The sequence below is a fragment of the Hypericibacter terrae genome (assembly GCF_008728855.1).
Classification (GTDB): Bacteria; Pseudomonadota; Alphaproteobacteria; order Dongiales; family Dongiaceae; genus Hypericibacter; species Hypericibacter terrae.
The window spans coordinates 5243666-5258349 of record NZ_CP042906.1; the positions used below are offsets into that span (position 1 = coordinate 5243666).

The following is a 14684-nucleotide window of genomic DNA, read 5'->3' on the forward strand; positions in this document are numbered from 1 at the left end:
GTGAGACGAAGGCGGGGCGGATTCAAGGACTCCCGGGGGACATCAGGGGCGTTCCCGCGGTGCGGGCGGCGTCGAGCCGGGCCTGCCGCCGGCTGCCGATCCGGCGGACGACCGTGTAGAAGACCGGCGTGAACAGCAGCCCGAACAGGGTGACGCCCAGCATGCCGAAGAACACCGCCGTTCCCAGCGACTGGCGCATCTCGGAGCCCGCGCCGGTCGCGACCACGAGCGGCGCCACGCCGAAGATGAAGGAGAAGGACGTCATCAGGATGGGCCGCAGCCGCGTGCGCGCGGCGCTCACGGCGGCCTCGGCCGGCGTCATGCCGCCCTCCTCGGCCTGGCGCGCGAACTCGACGATCAGGATGGCGTTCTTGGCGGCAAGCCCCACCAGGACGACGAATCCGATCTGGGCCAGGATATCGATCGGCATGGTGCGCCCGAGCAGGCCCGTGACGGAGGCCAGCAGGCACATCGGCACGATCAGCACGACCGCCAGCGGGAGCTTCCAGCTCTCATATTGCGCGGCCAGAACCAGGAACACGAAGAGCGCGGCGGCGCCGAACACCAGCAGCGTCGGCGTGCCGTGCTGCTGCTGCTGGAAGGCCAGATCGGTCCATTCGAAACCGATGCCCGGCGGGAGCACCTCATGGGCAAGCTCCTCCATGCGGTGCAGCGCCGTACCCGTCGCGACGCCCGGCGCCGCGGCGCCCAGGATCTCGGCGGCCGGGAAGAGATCGTAGCGCGGCACGCGATAGGGCGCGGTCTCGTCCCGCAGACGGGCGACCGTGCCGATCGGCACCATCTCGCCCGAGGCGTTGCGCGCCTTGAGGCGGGCGATATCCGCCGCGTCCTGCCGGAAGCTGCCGTCGGCCTGGGCGATGACCTGGTAGGTCCGCCCGAGATAATTGAAGTCGTTCACATATTGCGAGCCCAGATAGACCTGCAGCGTCGAGAAGACGTCGGTCGGCGTGAGCCCGACCATCTGCGCCTTCTCGCGGTCGATGTCGGTGTAGATCGTGGGCGAGCTGGTCCTGAAGAGCGTGAAGGCGCCGCCGATCGCCGGATCCTTGTTGGCGGCGGCGACGAGGGCTTGCGCGGCCTTGGCCAGCGCCTCCGACCCCAGCCCGCCCTGATCCTGCAGCATCATCTTGAAGCCGCCGGTGCTGCCGATGCCCTGCACCGGCGGCGGTGGGATGGTCAGCACATAGGCGTCCTGGATCACCGACAGCCGCTTGCGCAGATCGGCCAGCACCGTGTTGGCCGTCACGCCGTCGATCGAATGATTATAGAGCGAGGGCAGCCCTGAGAAGATCGTGCCGGAGTTCGACGCGACGGTGAAGGTGGTGGCATCGAGCCCGGCGAAGGGCGCCACATGCTCGATGCCCGGCGTGTCGAGGATGATGTCGATCGCCTTCTTCACCACCGCCTCGGTCCGGTCGAGCGTGGCGCCGGGCGGCAGCTGCACCACCGTGATCAGGTAACCCAGGTCCTGTTCCGGGATGAAGCCGGTCGGCGCGCGCGAGAACTGGACGCCGGTGAGGCCGATCAGGCCGACATAGACCAGCAGAACGATGGCCGCGCCCCGGATGAGGCGGCGCGTCAGGCTGCCATAGCCGTTCGACAGCCAGTCGAAGCCGCGATTGAAGCCGCCGAAACCGGCCTGCAGGAAGCGGCGCACCAGGCCGGCGCGGGCGGCATGGTGCGGATCGTGCGCCTTGAACAGCACGGCGCAGAGGGCGGGGCTCAGCGTCAGCGAGACGAAGCAGGAGATCACGGTCGAGGCCGCGATCGTGATCGCGAACTGGCGGAAGAACTCGCCCGAGATGCCGGAGATGAACGCGGACGGGACGAACACCGCGCAAAGGGTCAGCGCGATGGCGATCAGCGCGCCGCCGACCTCGTCCATCGTCTTGTGCGCGGCCTCGCGCGGCGACATGCCGAGGCGCAGATTGCGCTCGACATTCTCGACCACGACGATCGCATCGTCGACCACGATGCCGACGGCGAGCACCATGCCGAACAGCGACAGATTGTTGAGCGAGATTCCCAGGGCATAGAGGACCGAGAAGGTGCCGACCAGCGACACCGGGATGGCGACCACCGGGATGATCGAGGCCCGCCAGTTCTGCAGGAACAGGAACACGACGGCGACGACCAGCAGGATCGCGACGAAGATCGTGGTGATCACCTCGTCGACGGATTTGCCGACGAAGATCGTGGGGTCGTAGATGATCTTGTAACCGAGGCCGGGCGGGAACTGCTTCCCGAGGCTCTGCATGGTGGCGATGACCTCCTGCTCCACCGCCAGGGAGTTCGCCCCCGGCTGGGCGAAGATCAGGAGCGGCAGGCCCGGGCCGCGATCCATGAAGCTGGTCGATCCGTAATCCGCGGCGCCGATCTCCACGCGGCCGACATCGCGCAGCCGCGTCACACGGCCCTCGGCGTCGGACTTGAGCACGATGTCGCCGAACTGCTCGGGCGTCGACAGGCGGCCGAGGGTCTGGACGTTGACCTGGTAGGCCTGGTGCGAGGGAACCGGCGGCTGGTTCAGGATGCCGGCGGAGACCTGCAGGTTCTGGGCGCGCAGGGCGGCCAGAACCTCGCTGGCATTGAGATTGCGGGCCGCGACCTTGTCCGGATCGAGCCAGATACGCATGGCATATTCGCGCGAACCCATGAGCTGCACGTCGCCGACGCCCGGCAGGCGCGCGAGCGCGTCCTTCACATGCAACACCGCGTAGTTCGACATATAGAGCGTGTCGCGCGAGCTGTCCGGCGAGTAGAGATGGACGGCGAGCAGAATGTTGGGGGTTGCCTTCCTGACCTGCACGCCCAGCCGCTGGACGTCGTCGGGGAGCCGGGGCAGCGCGTCCTGGACGCGGTTCTGCGTCAGCATCTGCGCGACGTTCAGGTCGGTGCCGATGCGGAAGGTGACCGTGACCGTGAGCTTGCCGTCGCCGGTCGACTGGCTGCTCATATAGAGCATGTTCTCGACGCCGTTGATCTCCTGCTCGAGCGGCGTGGCGACGGTGCGCGAGACCGTCTCGGCAGAGGCGCCGGGATAGGTGGTCGTCACCTGCACCGTGGGCGGGACGATCTCCGGATATTGCGCGATCGGCAGCATCACGAGCGCACCCAGCCCGATCAGCGTCAGGAAGACGCTGAGCACCGTGGCGAAGATCGGCCGGTCGATGAAGAAGTGGGTCAGGCGCATGGCGGGCTCCCGTCCTAGCCCTGGTCGGCGGCGGCGTTGTAGCCGATCGCCCCGTCCTGCGGCGTCACCTTGCCGCCGGGAACGGCGCGGACGATGCCGTCGATGATCACGCGGTCGTCGGGCGCCAGGCCGCTGCGGATGACCCGCAACCCGCCGCGCAGGTCCCCGGTCTCGACCGTCTTGGGAACCACGGTCCCGTCGGGCGAAACCGTCATCACCACATGCTGGGCCTGGTCGAGCAGCACGGCGGCATCCGGCACCAGGAGGGCCGGTGCCGGCGGCGCCACCGCCAGGCGAAGCCGCGCGAACTGGCCGGGCGTCAGGAAGAAGTCCGGATTGGACACCAGGGCCCGGGCATGGATCGTGCCGCTCGAGCGATCCATGCTGTTGTCGACGAACTCGAGCGTACCGTGCCGCGTCACCTGGTTCTCGTCGCTGAGGCTGATATCGACCTGATCCGCCTGCGGACCCGGGACGGCCGCGCGCTGGCGCGAGAAGGTCAGGAAGTCGGATTCGCTCATGTCGAAATCGAGATGGATCGGATCGAGCGATACCAGGGTCGCCAGCAAAGTGGTCGGACTGCTGGCGAAGCGGCTGCCGGCGATCAGGCTGCCGACGGACGGGAGATGCGCGCCGATGCGACCGGTGAAGGGCGCATAGATGCGGCAATGCTCGATGTCGAACTGGACGTCGCGGATCTGCGCCTTGGCATCGTCGATCGCGGCCTGCGCGTCGCCCTGGTCGAAGGTGCGCTGATCGACGCTCTCGGCGGATCCAAAATCGCTGCGCTTGAGCGTCTGGGCGCGGAGCAGTTGGCTCTTGGCCAGCGCGAGGCGCGAGGTCGCCGCCTCGAGTTGCGCATTCGCCTGGGCCAGCTTGATCTCGTAGGGTTGCGAATCGATCACGAACAGCAGGTCGCCCTTCTGGACGATCTGCCCATCCTTGAAGTGGATTTCGGTGAGGGTGCCGCCGACCTGGGCGCGCAGCTCGACCTGGTCGACCGCCGAGAACTGGCCGATGAAGCCGATCCGGGTATCGACATCGCGCAGCAGCGGCTTGCTCACCGTGACCGGTGCCGGGGGAATGGCGGCCTCGGCGACCTGGCTGCCGCCGCGGTGAGAAAAGCCGAACCAGGCCGCGCCCGCGAGCGCGATGACGGCGACCGCCGCCGCCCAGGGCCAGATCCGCCGCGGGGGCCTGGCCGGAACGCTTTGAGTCTCGGCCTCAGGTTGCGGCCATTTGCTGATTTCATTCATGTGACTGTCCCGCTGTTCCCCGAAGGCCCCGTCCCTACGCCCAGTGCGGGCATAAGATGTCACTTATCATCCATTCGCGTTTAGATGATGGGTGACATTCAACGCGTCAAGGGTGCAGTGCGGGAGAAATCGGACAAGGGCATTTCGGCAGCAGGCCGCCCAAAAATTGGGCGATGGACCGGCGCAAACCGACCGGTTCATGCCATGTCGGGCGCAGGGACATTCCAGGCCGTCGATGCGGGATCGATTGTCCGGACCGGGTGAGGACAATCGGCTCGGGGCAGACGGCGCTAAGAAGCAGCCCGCTCGACCCTTGTCTTGAATGAAGATGCGATCTCGGCCGCGGCGAAATCGTCGACCGCCACGACGGCGGCGACGGCCCTTTCCATCGCTTCCAATTGCCGGTCCTCGGCGTCGGTGATCAGGTTCTGCTGCCGGGCGAGCTGGCGATCGCGGACATGCGCCTTTCTCATTCTTCGGGTGATCTCGCCGGCTTCCGTCACGAGGGTGAAGGCCCGGGCCAGCCGGCCGATGCCGTCATCGCCGCCATCGAGGAACAGGCCCGCGGTCAAGCGGTCCCGCGCCGCGGACGGCTCGAGCAGCAGCCGGGCGCAGCGCCTTCGCAGCTCGTCCGACGGCCCCCGTCGCCCCCGCCCGAAGGGCATGACGAGGAGACGCGCGAAAACCGCCACGATGCGGTTCAGCAGGTTCGCGAGGACCTGGTCGAGGCGCGCCTCGATGGTCTCGAACCCGCTTTCCATGCAACAGGCGACGAGACAGAGATCGCTCTCCTGGCGACCTTCGTCCTGCCAGCGCTTGAGGACGGCGGAGAGCAGATAAAGCTCGGAAAGAATGTCGCCGAGACGCGCCGACAGCATCTCCCGGCGCTTGAGCGCGCCCCCGAGCGTCAGCAGCGCCATCTCCGTCAGCAGCGCGAAGGCGGCGGAGTAACGGCTCAATTGCCGATAATAGCCCGTGACGGATCCGGCGAGCGGTGCTGGCGCGAACAAGCCGCCTGTCCAGCTCCGGAACCCTGCGCGCAGCAGCGTGGCCAGGCTGTGCGCGACATGCTTCCAGAAGACCCGGTCGAATCGCTCCAGTCCCTTGGCGCGATCCTCCTCGCCCAGCGCCATCATCTCTTCGAGAAGATAGGGATGACAGCGGATGGCGCCCTGGCCGAACACCATCAGATTGCGCGTCAGGATATTGGCACCCTCGACCGTGATGCCGACCGGGATCGCGCGGTAGATGTTGCCCAGATAGTTCAGCGGCCCGTCGATGACGCCCTTGCCGCCATGCACATCCATCGCATCGTTGATCGCGATGCGCATGCGCTCCGTCGCCTGCGATTTGAGGATCGCGGCGATGACGGCCGGATGACGGCCCTGGTCGAGCGCCGCACAGGTCAGCCGGCGGGCAGCGTCGAGCTGATAGGCCGTGGCCGCGATGCGGGCGAGCGGCTCCTGGATGCCTTCGAATTCGCCGATCGGCACATGGAACTGCTCGCGCAGCCGGGCGTAGGCCCCCGTCGTATAGGCGGCAAAGGCGGCGCCGGCGGCGGAGAGCGACGGCAGCGAGATGCCGCGGCCGGCCGCCAGCGCCGTCATCAGCATCTTCCAGCCCTGTCCGGCGCGCTCGGGCCCGCCGATGATGTTGCCGAGCGGGATGAAGACATCGCGCCCCTGGTTCGGGCCGTTTTGAAAAGCTTGCAAGGAGGGCAGGTGCCGCCGCCCGATCTCGACGCCGGGCGTGTCCGTCGGCACGAGCGCGACCGTGATGCCGAGCTCCTCCTCCCCGCCCAGCAGACGATCGGGGTCACGAAGCTTGAAGGCGAGCCCGAGGACGGTCGCGATCGGTCCCAGCGTGATATAGCGCTTGTGCCAGGTGAGGCGGATGCCGAGCGTCTCCTTGCCATCGACGATGCCCCGACTGACCACGCCCCGATCGATCATCGACGCGGCGTCGGATCCGGCCTCGGGGCTGGTCAGGCCGAAACAGGGGATCTCGCGGCTGTCGGCCAGGCGCGGCAGCCAATAGTCGCGCTGCGCCTGGGTGCCGAACCGCAACAGCAGCTCGCCGGGCCCGAGCGAGTTCGGCACCATCACGGTCACGGCCGCGGCGATGGAGCGCGACGAGAGTTTCCGGATCACCTCGGAATGGGCAAAGGCCGAGAAGCCGAGGCCGCCATATTCCCTGGGAATGATCATGCCGAAGAATCGATGCGCCTTGAGGAAGGCCCAGACCTCCGGCGGAAGGTCGTGCAGTTCCCAATTGATGCGCCAATCATCGAGCATCCGGCAGAGCTCCTCCGCCGGCCCGTCCAAAAATGCCTGTTCCTCCGGCGTCAGGCTGGCCACAGGCGTTGCGAGCAGCTTCGACCAGTCGGGATTGCCGGTGAAGAGCTCCCCGTCCCACCAGACATCGCCGGCCTCGAGCGCCTCGCGCTCGGTATCGGACATGGTGGGAAGCGCCTTGCGGGCCCAGGCGAAGATCGGCCCGGTGAGTGAATCCCGGCGAAAGCTCTGCGCGCTCATCGGCTGCTCCGCTATCGAGTCGGCGCGGACGGGGAAGCACCGACCTTCATAGGCCTTCTCGATGACGCATGCCAGGGCGGGGTTCCCCGGTTTCGATGCGCGAATGGCCCGGGCAAAGCACGAATCGGCCATTCTTGCTCAAAACCCGCGCGGCGATGCGCGGTGCGGGGAAATCGGGGGTGACGGGTGGCGGTAAACGGCCAATGATGGCGGCTGCCGGCGAAGGGGGCGAGGGCCGAGCGGGGATAACAGAAGAGGAAACCCACATGGCAAAAGATCACCCCATCCATGCACTTCGATCGAATCTCGAGAAGGCGCGCCTCAAGGCCGTCGAATCGCTGGCGGCGAGCGGCGCCCTGTCTCCCGGTGCACTGAACGAGCTCATGACGCTCCAGGTGGCTTTGACCGCCGTGCGCGAGGAAATCGCGGCGCGTGGCGCAAGCCTCGGCAGCGGCGCGGAGCGCGAGTTGGATTGAGACACCACCGAAGCCCTCGGGCCGCTTGACCCGAGCGATGGCGAGAGTGGAGTATCTGGCGAAGATTCCAATCGACTTGAAGGACTTGATTACCGAGACCGTCCGCATCGTCCGGCGCAAGCCGGCAAACCATGGCACCGCATTGAAACGGGAGCTCGAGCATGATCTGCCCGACGTAGCGCGCGACCCCGTCGCGGCGCAGCTGGCGGTCCTCGATCTCCTCGTCGGCGGCAACCGGCCAAGGGTCCCTGTCTGCGATCGACCCCGCGGGCCCCTGGCGCCGCCGTGTCGGACGGATGAAGCATGAAGCGCGCCGCACCCTCGGCCGGCCCGACGCCGGAGTCGCTGGTTGTCATCGTCGACGATGACAGGAACATGTGCGACGCGCTGCGGGGGCTCCTGCAATCCGTCGGCCAGGAGGTCCGAGTCTTTCATTCGGCCACGGAGTTTTTCCAGAGCGAGCATCCCGACGTCGCCAGCTGCCTCGTGCTCGACATCAGAATGCCGGGGCTCAGCGGCCTGGATTTCCAGGATCGCCTGGCCAAGGCGAACACCCGCATTCCCATCATCTTCATGACCGGCCATGGCGACATTCCCATGTCGGTGAAGGCGATGAAGGCAGGGGCGGTCGATTTCCTGACGAAGCCCTTTCGCGACCAGGACATGCTGGACGCCATCGCAACGGCGCTGCGGCGCGACCGCGAGAGACGGAACAGCGAGGTCGCCCAGGCCGAGCTTCGAACCCTTTTCGCCACACTGACCGAGCGCGAGCGTGAGGTCATGACGCTCGTCACGACCGGTCTCATGAACAAACAGGTCGCCGCAAAGCTGGGCCTGCAGGAGATTACGGTTAAGATTCACCGGGGCAATGCGATGCGGAAAATGCGGGCCCGATCCCTGGTGGATCTGGTCCGGATGGCGGAATCGCTGGCACTCGGTCCGCAGAAGCGCTGACGAGGATTAAACCTCAGTATGATATCTCCGCCTTCCGTTGGAGCCCATCCTGTCGCGTTGCAGCAGGCATCCGATGCCGCACTGCATCGGAGCAGGCCCAGCAAGGACAGGTAGTTTGTCAAAGGTTCCGTTGGTCGCGATCGTCGACGACGACGAGGATGTTCGAATCGCGATGGAAAGCCTGGTCAGGTCATTGCGACTCACGGCACGCACATTCGCGTCCGCCGAGGCCTTTCTCGCGTCCGATATTGTGGGAAAAACGGCCTGCCTGATCTCCGATGTGAAGATGCCCGGCATGAGCGGGCTGGATCTTCAGGACGCGCTGTTGGCTCAGGGCCGCCAATTGCCGATCATCTTCGTTACCGCCTATCCCGACGAGCGGTCCCGGAGCCGGGCGCAGGCGCAGGGGGCTGCCGAAATGCTGATCAAGCCTTTCGATGCCCAGAGCCTGGCCGACTGCCTCATGAGAGTTCTTCAGCGGACGAGCGAGACGTAAGGGAATGATCTCGCTCGCGACGGCCGGGCGCGTTGCCGTGCGATGCACGCCGCGCTGAAAAGGCACGCGACGCAGCCTGCGGCCGGCCCCTCGCCTCAGAGCTTTTCATGATCTCTCGCCGGACGGCAGCGTGAACTGGAACATCGCGCCACGCGTCGCGGTCGTGCTCGCCCACAATCGCCCGCCATGCGCCTCGATGATCGAACGGCAGATCGACAACCCCAATCCCAGCCCGGTCGGCTTGCTGGTATAGAACGCTTCGAAAACGCGCGCGAGAGCATCCGGCGCCAGGCCCGGACCGGAATCCTGCACGGTGACGAGAACGCCGTCCGATGCATCCCTTTCCGTGCTGATCTGCAGATCGCGGACCCCGTCATCGACGTCGCTCATCGCCTCGATGGCGTTGATGATCAGGTTGAGGATGACTTGCTGCAGCTGGACCGGGGTTCCTTGAATCGTCGGCAAGCTCTCGGCGAATTGCGTCCGCACCGAGACCCCGTTCTTCACGGCCTCGCTGTGGGTGAGCAGAACGATCTCATCGACCACCGCGTTGATGTCCAGGCCCTCCGGAGCCGGCGGCGCGTTCTTGAAGAGCGCCCGCAACCCATGGATGACGTCGCCGGCCTGCTTGCCGTTCTTCGCGATCCTCTCGAGCGCCTGTTGGACCTGCCATAGATCGGGTGGCTCCCTCCCCAACCAGCGCAGGGCCGCCTGCGCGTTGGTGACGGCGGCGCCGATCGGCTGATTGATCTCATGGGCGATCGAGGCCGTCAGCTGGCCCATGGTCGCGACGCGGTTCGCGTGGGCGAGCTGCATCTGCACCTCGCGATAACGGCGCTCGCTCTCGCGGGCCTCCGCTTCCGCCTGCTTGCGTTCGGTCAGATCGAGCACGAACGCGACGCCTTGATCGCCGCTCTGGTCGAAACTTGCGGCCCCGAGCAGCACGGGCACGCGGCCCCCGTCCTTCCTGAAGTATTCGCTCTCGAGCGGTTGCAGGCGCCCGGTCATCTTGCGCCCTCGCAAGAGCCACGCATCGCCGTCCTGCCGTTCCAGGGGGGTCAGATCCATCCAGCTGATTCGGCCTGCGGCCAGGTCGTTGCGGTCGTAGCCCACGATGTCGAGGAATGCATCGTTGGCCTCGGTGATCCGACCCTCGCGACCCCAGAGGAAAATGCCGATGATGTTGGCGTCGACGAGGCGGCGGATCTTCGCCTCGCGTTCCGCGAGATCCCGGTACAAACGCGTATTCTCCAGCGAGATCGCCGCCTGCGAGGCCAGCAGTTTCAGGACCGGGATCCGGGCCGGCGAGAAGACGCTGGGCGTCAGGTTGTTCTCGAGATAGAGCAGGCCGATGAGCTTGGCCTGGTTGAGCAGCGGCAGGCAGAGAATGGAATGGGCCTGGCGCTCCCGGATGTAGGGATCCGTCGAGAACGGCTCCTGGGTCCCCGCGTCTTCGAGAACCACGCTGTCCTTCGTCCGGAGGACATAGTGCAGGACCGACATCGGCAGCCTGGCCGCGGTCGCCGCGTCGTCACGCAGCTGCACGGTGACGGTGTCGGCGCTGGTCGTCGCTTCCACGGCGATTCGTTGCTCGGTCCCCGAGGTAACGATCAGCACACCCCGCTCGGCACCCGCCTGCTCGATGGCGGTGCGCATGAGCGTGTCGAGCAGCCTGTCCAGGATGATCTCGCCCGACACGGCTTGCGACACCTTGATCACGGTCGCGAGGTCGAGATTCTCGACCGGCGCCCCGATCGTGCTCGTCAGCCCGCGTCCCCGCTCCTCCTTCAACTGCGGATGGAGCTGATCGAGTTGTTGCACCTTCCCCTCGGCGCCCCAGCTCAGATAGCAGCGCCGGGCATTTCGCAGATAGAGCTGCGCGATCTGCTCGAAGCCGCGCGCGGCGTAGAAGCGCGCGGCCGATTCATAGGCCAGTCCCTCGTTCTGGACGAAGCCGCGCTCGCGCGCCGACCGGATCGCCTGCTCGTAGAGCCGTTCGGCATCCAGCTCCCGGCCTTCGAGGCGGGCGATCTCGGCGCCCGCCAGCGCCGCCCGGTTCTCGAAATTCTCGGGGCAATTCCGAGCCCAGGACATGAGCTGCTTGTGGTGCTCGACCGCGGCGTCGAGATGCCTGCGCCGTTCGTCACCGGTGGTCGAGTCGCAGAGCGCAGCGCGGCTGAGCGCCTCGAAGAACTGGTAATCGGCGCGCTCGAACTGGGTCGGCACGGTCCAAAGCGGCGGATTCCGTTCGACGGCCGCGATCCCGCCGGCACAATCCTGCATGAAGGTCCGCGCCTGCAGCTCGCGGATCGCGGCGATCGCGTAGGCGTAGCGATGCCGCAGGTCCGGGCCGCTGGAAGGGTCTGCGGCGCCGATCCCCTCGCGGGCGCCGCTATCCAGCTCCTCATGCCGATCAGCCTCGAGGACCGCGTCGCCGAAGGATCGGGTGACCGGGATCTGCCCGCGCAGCATCCGGACGGCGGCAAGCTGCTCCGCGATGCCTCTTCGGACGATGCTGAAGCCGAGGGCCTTGACGATCGCGCGATTCTTCTCCGCCTCCCGCTCCACCTCGCTCAACGGGGTGCCCGCCGCGAGCAGGTTCGTGATCAGGTCGATGCAGCTGAACGCGGCGAAGGAAACGTCCCCGCTCTCCTGGGCCGCGTCGAACGCGCGGCGAAGGTAGCTCCGGGCGACGTCGAGGGGCTGCGTCCAGTTCGAGACATGCACGCCGAACACCGAATAGACGCGGGCCCGGAAGCGTTCGAACCCCGGCTTCTTGACCAGGTCGAGGCCGATCCTGGCGAGCCTCAAGCCGCCCTGGTAATCGCCGAAGAACATGCCCTGGATGCTGCCGAGCAAGACATAGGCGAGGGGCGCGCCGTCGCTGTTCCCATGCTCGAGGCAGAGCGCCGCCATACGGCAGATCACGAGCTGGCGCAGGGCCTCGCCACCGAAGAGCGTCGGCGATGAAAGCGCCGTGAGAACGTCCATGGTGGCGCGCTGGGCCGGATCGGTCATCAGAGGGAGGTCGAGCAGCCTGCCGATCGGCAGCTGGCGGAGCCTCTCGGAGAGGCGGTCATAGTCCCGGCGCGCACCCCCCAGGGTGACGGCCTGGGGCCATTCCGGATCGACCCGCCGGAGATATTCCAGGCCGACATGAATGGCCCGGTCCATGTCCCCCATCGTCACGCACAAATCGAGGAGCAACCGGGTCGCCGCGGCCAGGTCGATATTGTCGAGTGCGCGGGTCAACAGGGAGGCAAAGCGCCTCTCCGCCGACTCGAAGTCGCCGGTGAGAAACTCGCACTCGGCCAGATTCAGCTCCAGATCGAAAGTCAGTCGGTAGAAGCGGGTCCATGCATCCGCCGGCAACAGGGCCCGGCCGGTGGACAGATAACGCAACGCCGAGCCGTAGGCCGTGCCCACCTTGGCGCGCTTGCCGGCCATGAGATTGAGGGCGGCGACCTTCCGGCGTTCCTCCGTCGAGTGGATCAGTTCCGCGCCGCGAACGAGCTGATTGACGATCTCGAAGATGCTGCCCTCGAGCTGTTCGGGCGCGGTTCGCGCGACGAGCAACCGGCCCATCAGGAGGTGGGTGGACGCCCGCTCGGCTTCCGGGATGCTCGCATATGCAGCCTCATGGATGCGGTCATGCAGGAACCGGTAGCTGCCATCCTGGCGGGAGACGAGATCGGCGCGGACGGCGGTCTCCAGCGCCGAATGGATTTCGGCCTCGGTCCCTTCCTGGACCATCGCGAGCGTCGCTGCGCGGGTGACGCTGCCCAGGCATGCCATCCGCCTCAGCGCCTCTTGGGTGGCCGGTGGAAGACGGCCCAGCTTCGAGGCCATCAGATCGGCGACGTTGTCGGTGAACCCCTTGGCGTGGATCCGCGCCAGATCCCAGGACCAGCCCGCCATGCCCGTATCGAAGGCGAGCAGCCCTTCCTCGACGAGCTCCGTGAGGAAGTGGATCGCGAAGAAGGGATTCCCGCCGGTCCGTTCGAAGACCATCTCGGCCAGCGGGCGGATATGGTCCCGCCCCGTCCGCAAGGCATCGGCAATCAGTTCCTCGATATGCTCGGGCGAGAGCGAGCCGAGCCCGATCGGATGGATCTGCCTCCCCGCCTCGCGCACCGTCGCCAGCACCTCCATCAGGGGATGATCCGGGCCGACCTCGTTGTCGCGATAGGCGCCGACCAACAGGAGATGCCTGACGTCGGAATGGACCAGCAGATCGGCGAGCAGCTCGAGGGTCGCCGCGTCGAGCCACTGGAGGTCGTCGAGGAAGAGGGCAAGCGGATGTTCCGGTTGCGCGAAGACACCGAGAAACCGCCGGAACACCATCTGGAAACGGCTTTGCGCATCCTGCGGCGAGAGGTCGGGCACCGGCCCCTGTTCGCCGACGATGAGAGCGAGCTCCGGGATCAGATTGACCATCAACTGGCCGTTGGGACCCAGCGCTTCCGTCAGCGCATCGCGCCAGCGGGCGAGTTCCGCGTCGCTTCGGCTGAGCAATTGGCGGATCAGGCTCTGGAACGCCTGCGCGAGCGTCGCATAGGGTATGCCGCGCTTATATTGATCGAACTTGCCGGCGGCAAAGAGACCCTGCGAGGGAACGAGCGCCCGGTGCAGCTCGTTGACCACCGACGACTTGCCGATACCGGAATATCCGGAGACCAGAACCAGTTCCGGCGCGGCGTTGCTGACGACGCGATCGAAGGAGGCGAGCAAGGTCTCGACCTCGCGCGCCCTGCCATACAGCTTCTCGGGGATCAGCAGCCGATCGGGCGCATCCTGCTCGCCGAGAGCAAACGGGGCGATGCGCGCCTGCTGTTCCCATTCGGCAAGACAGTGCCGGAGATCCTTCTCGACGCCGATGGCGGTCTGATATCGCTCCTCGGCTGTCTTGGCGAGCAGCTTCATGACGATCTGGGAAACCGGGGAGGGAACGCTCCCCACGCGAGCGCCAGGCGCCTGCGGCTTTCGCGCGATATGGCAGTGGACCCATTCCATGGGTTCGGACGCGGTGAAAGGCAGCGCGCCGGTGAGCATCTGGTAGAGCGTGGCGCCGAACGAGTAGAGGTCGCTGCGCGAATCGATCGAGCGATTCATCCGCCCGGTCTGTTCGGGCGCCATATAGGCGAGCGTTCCGGCGATCGATTCGGGCGAGTCGGGCGCCTGTCGCTCGCGCGGCAGGCGCGAGGCGAGGCCGAATCCGGTGAGCCGCAACTGTCCGTCCGTGCAATTGACGAGGATGTTGGCCGGCTTGATGTCCTTGTGAACGAGCCCGCGCTGGTGGAGCTTGCCAAGAGCCATGGCGATGCCGATGGCGAGGCGAAGAAACCGTCCCACTTCCATGGGCGCGCCGAGCATCCGGTCGAGCGGCTCGCCGCCGGAGTCCTCGAGCAGCAGCATGATCTGGCCGCGTTCGCGAACGACCTCCACCGGTCGCACGGCCCACGCGCCGTCGAGTTCGTCCTTGAGCTCGCATTCATGGGCAAGGCGATCGAGGAAGGCCGGAGTGGGATGCTCCGAGGCGGGAACGACAGCAAGGACGGTCGTGCCGTCGCCCTGGTCCGCCTCGCGCCAGGCTCTGCAGAGGACCCGCTCGCCATCTTCTCCCAACACCTGGAGTCGGCTCTCTCCAATGGCGTTCAGTTGAGAGATCGGGATCAATCGTCGGGCTCCGTCGCCAGCCAGTCGCCGGTCATCTTGCCCAAACGGGAGAGCAATGTCTCTGCGCCTCGGCCGGCG

The 14684-nt window shown here is 66.6% G+C and carries 8 protein-coding genes; 4 read left to right on the top strand and 4 right to left on the bottom strand.

All coding sequences use genetic code 11. From position 1 onward, the window contains the following. Positions 1-22: 22 nt before the first annotated feature. The 3 genes from FRZ44_RS23980 to FRZ44_RS23990 form a co-directional block, all read right to left on the bottom strand. Entirely contained in the window at positions 23-3214 is a 3192-nt protein-coding gene (locus FRZ44_RS23980) for an efflux RND transporter permease subunit (protein ID WP_151179555.1), read from the bottom strand. 14 nt (positions 3215-3228) lie between these two features. After that, positions 3229-4470, bottom strand: a complete 1242-nt coding sequence (locus tag FRZ44_RS23985) for an efflux RND transporter periplasmic adaptor subunit (RefSeq protein ID WP_151179556.1) — start codon at positions 4468-4470, stop codon at positions 3229-3231. A 290-nt stretch (positions 4471-4760) separates the two neighbouring features. Beyond that, positions 4761-7004, bottom strand: a complete 2244-nt coding sequence (locus tag FRZ44_RS23990) for an acyl-CoA dehydrogenase (protein ID WP_151179557.1) — start codon at positions 7002-7004, stop codon at positions 4761-4763. A 134-nt stretch (positions 7005-7138) separates the two neighbouring features. On the opposite strand from FRZ44_RS23990, the gene FRZ44_RS23995 reads away from it, so the two are divergent. The 4 genes from FRZ44_RS23995 (at position 7139) to FRZ44_RS24010 (ending at position 8930) form a co-directional block, all read left to right on the top strand. Then, positions 7139-7480, top strand: a complete 342-nt coding sequence (locus FRZ44_RS23995; RefSeq protein WP_151179558.1) for a hypothetical protein — start codon at positions 7139-7141, stop codon at positions 7478-7480. A 46-nt stretch (positions 7481-7526) separates the two neighbouring features. Next, complete coding sequence (locus FRZ44_RS24000) at positions 7527-7787, top strand: hypothetical protein (RefSeq protein WP_151179559.1); 261 nt, start codon at positions 7527-7529, stop codon at positions 7785-7787. Beyond that, positions 7784-8434: a response regulator transcription factor gene (locus tag FRZ44_RS24005; protein ID WP_151179560.1), complete on the top strand. Its 651-nt coding sequence runs from the start codon at positions 7784-7786 to the stop codon at positions 8432-8434. Before FRZ44_RS24000 ends, FRZ44_RS24005 begins: the two co-directional genes overlap by 4 nt. A gap of 130 nt (positions 8435-8564) precedes the next feature. Beyond that, positions 8565-8930: a response regulator transcription factor gene (locus FRZ44_RS24010; protein WP_225308424.1), complete on the top strand. Its 366-nt coding sequence runs from the start codon at positions 8565-8567 to the stop codon at positions 8928-8930. A 105-nt stretch (positions 8931-9035) separates the two neighbouring features. Here FRZ44_RS24010 and FRZ44_RS24015 read toward each other — a convergent pair whose 3' ends face one another. After that, on the bottom strand, positions 9036-14558 hold the full coding sequence (locus FRZ44_RS24015; RefSeq protein ID WP_151179562.1) for a trifunctional serine/threonine-protein kinase/ATP-binding protein/sensor histidine kinase: 5523 nt from the start codon (positions 14556-14558) through the stop codon (positions 9036-9038). Between the last annotated feature and the right edge of the window lie 126 nt (positions 14559-14684).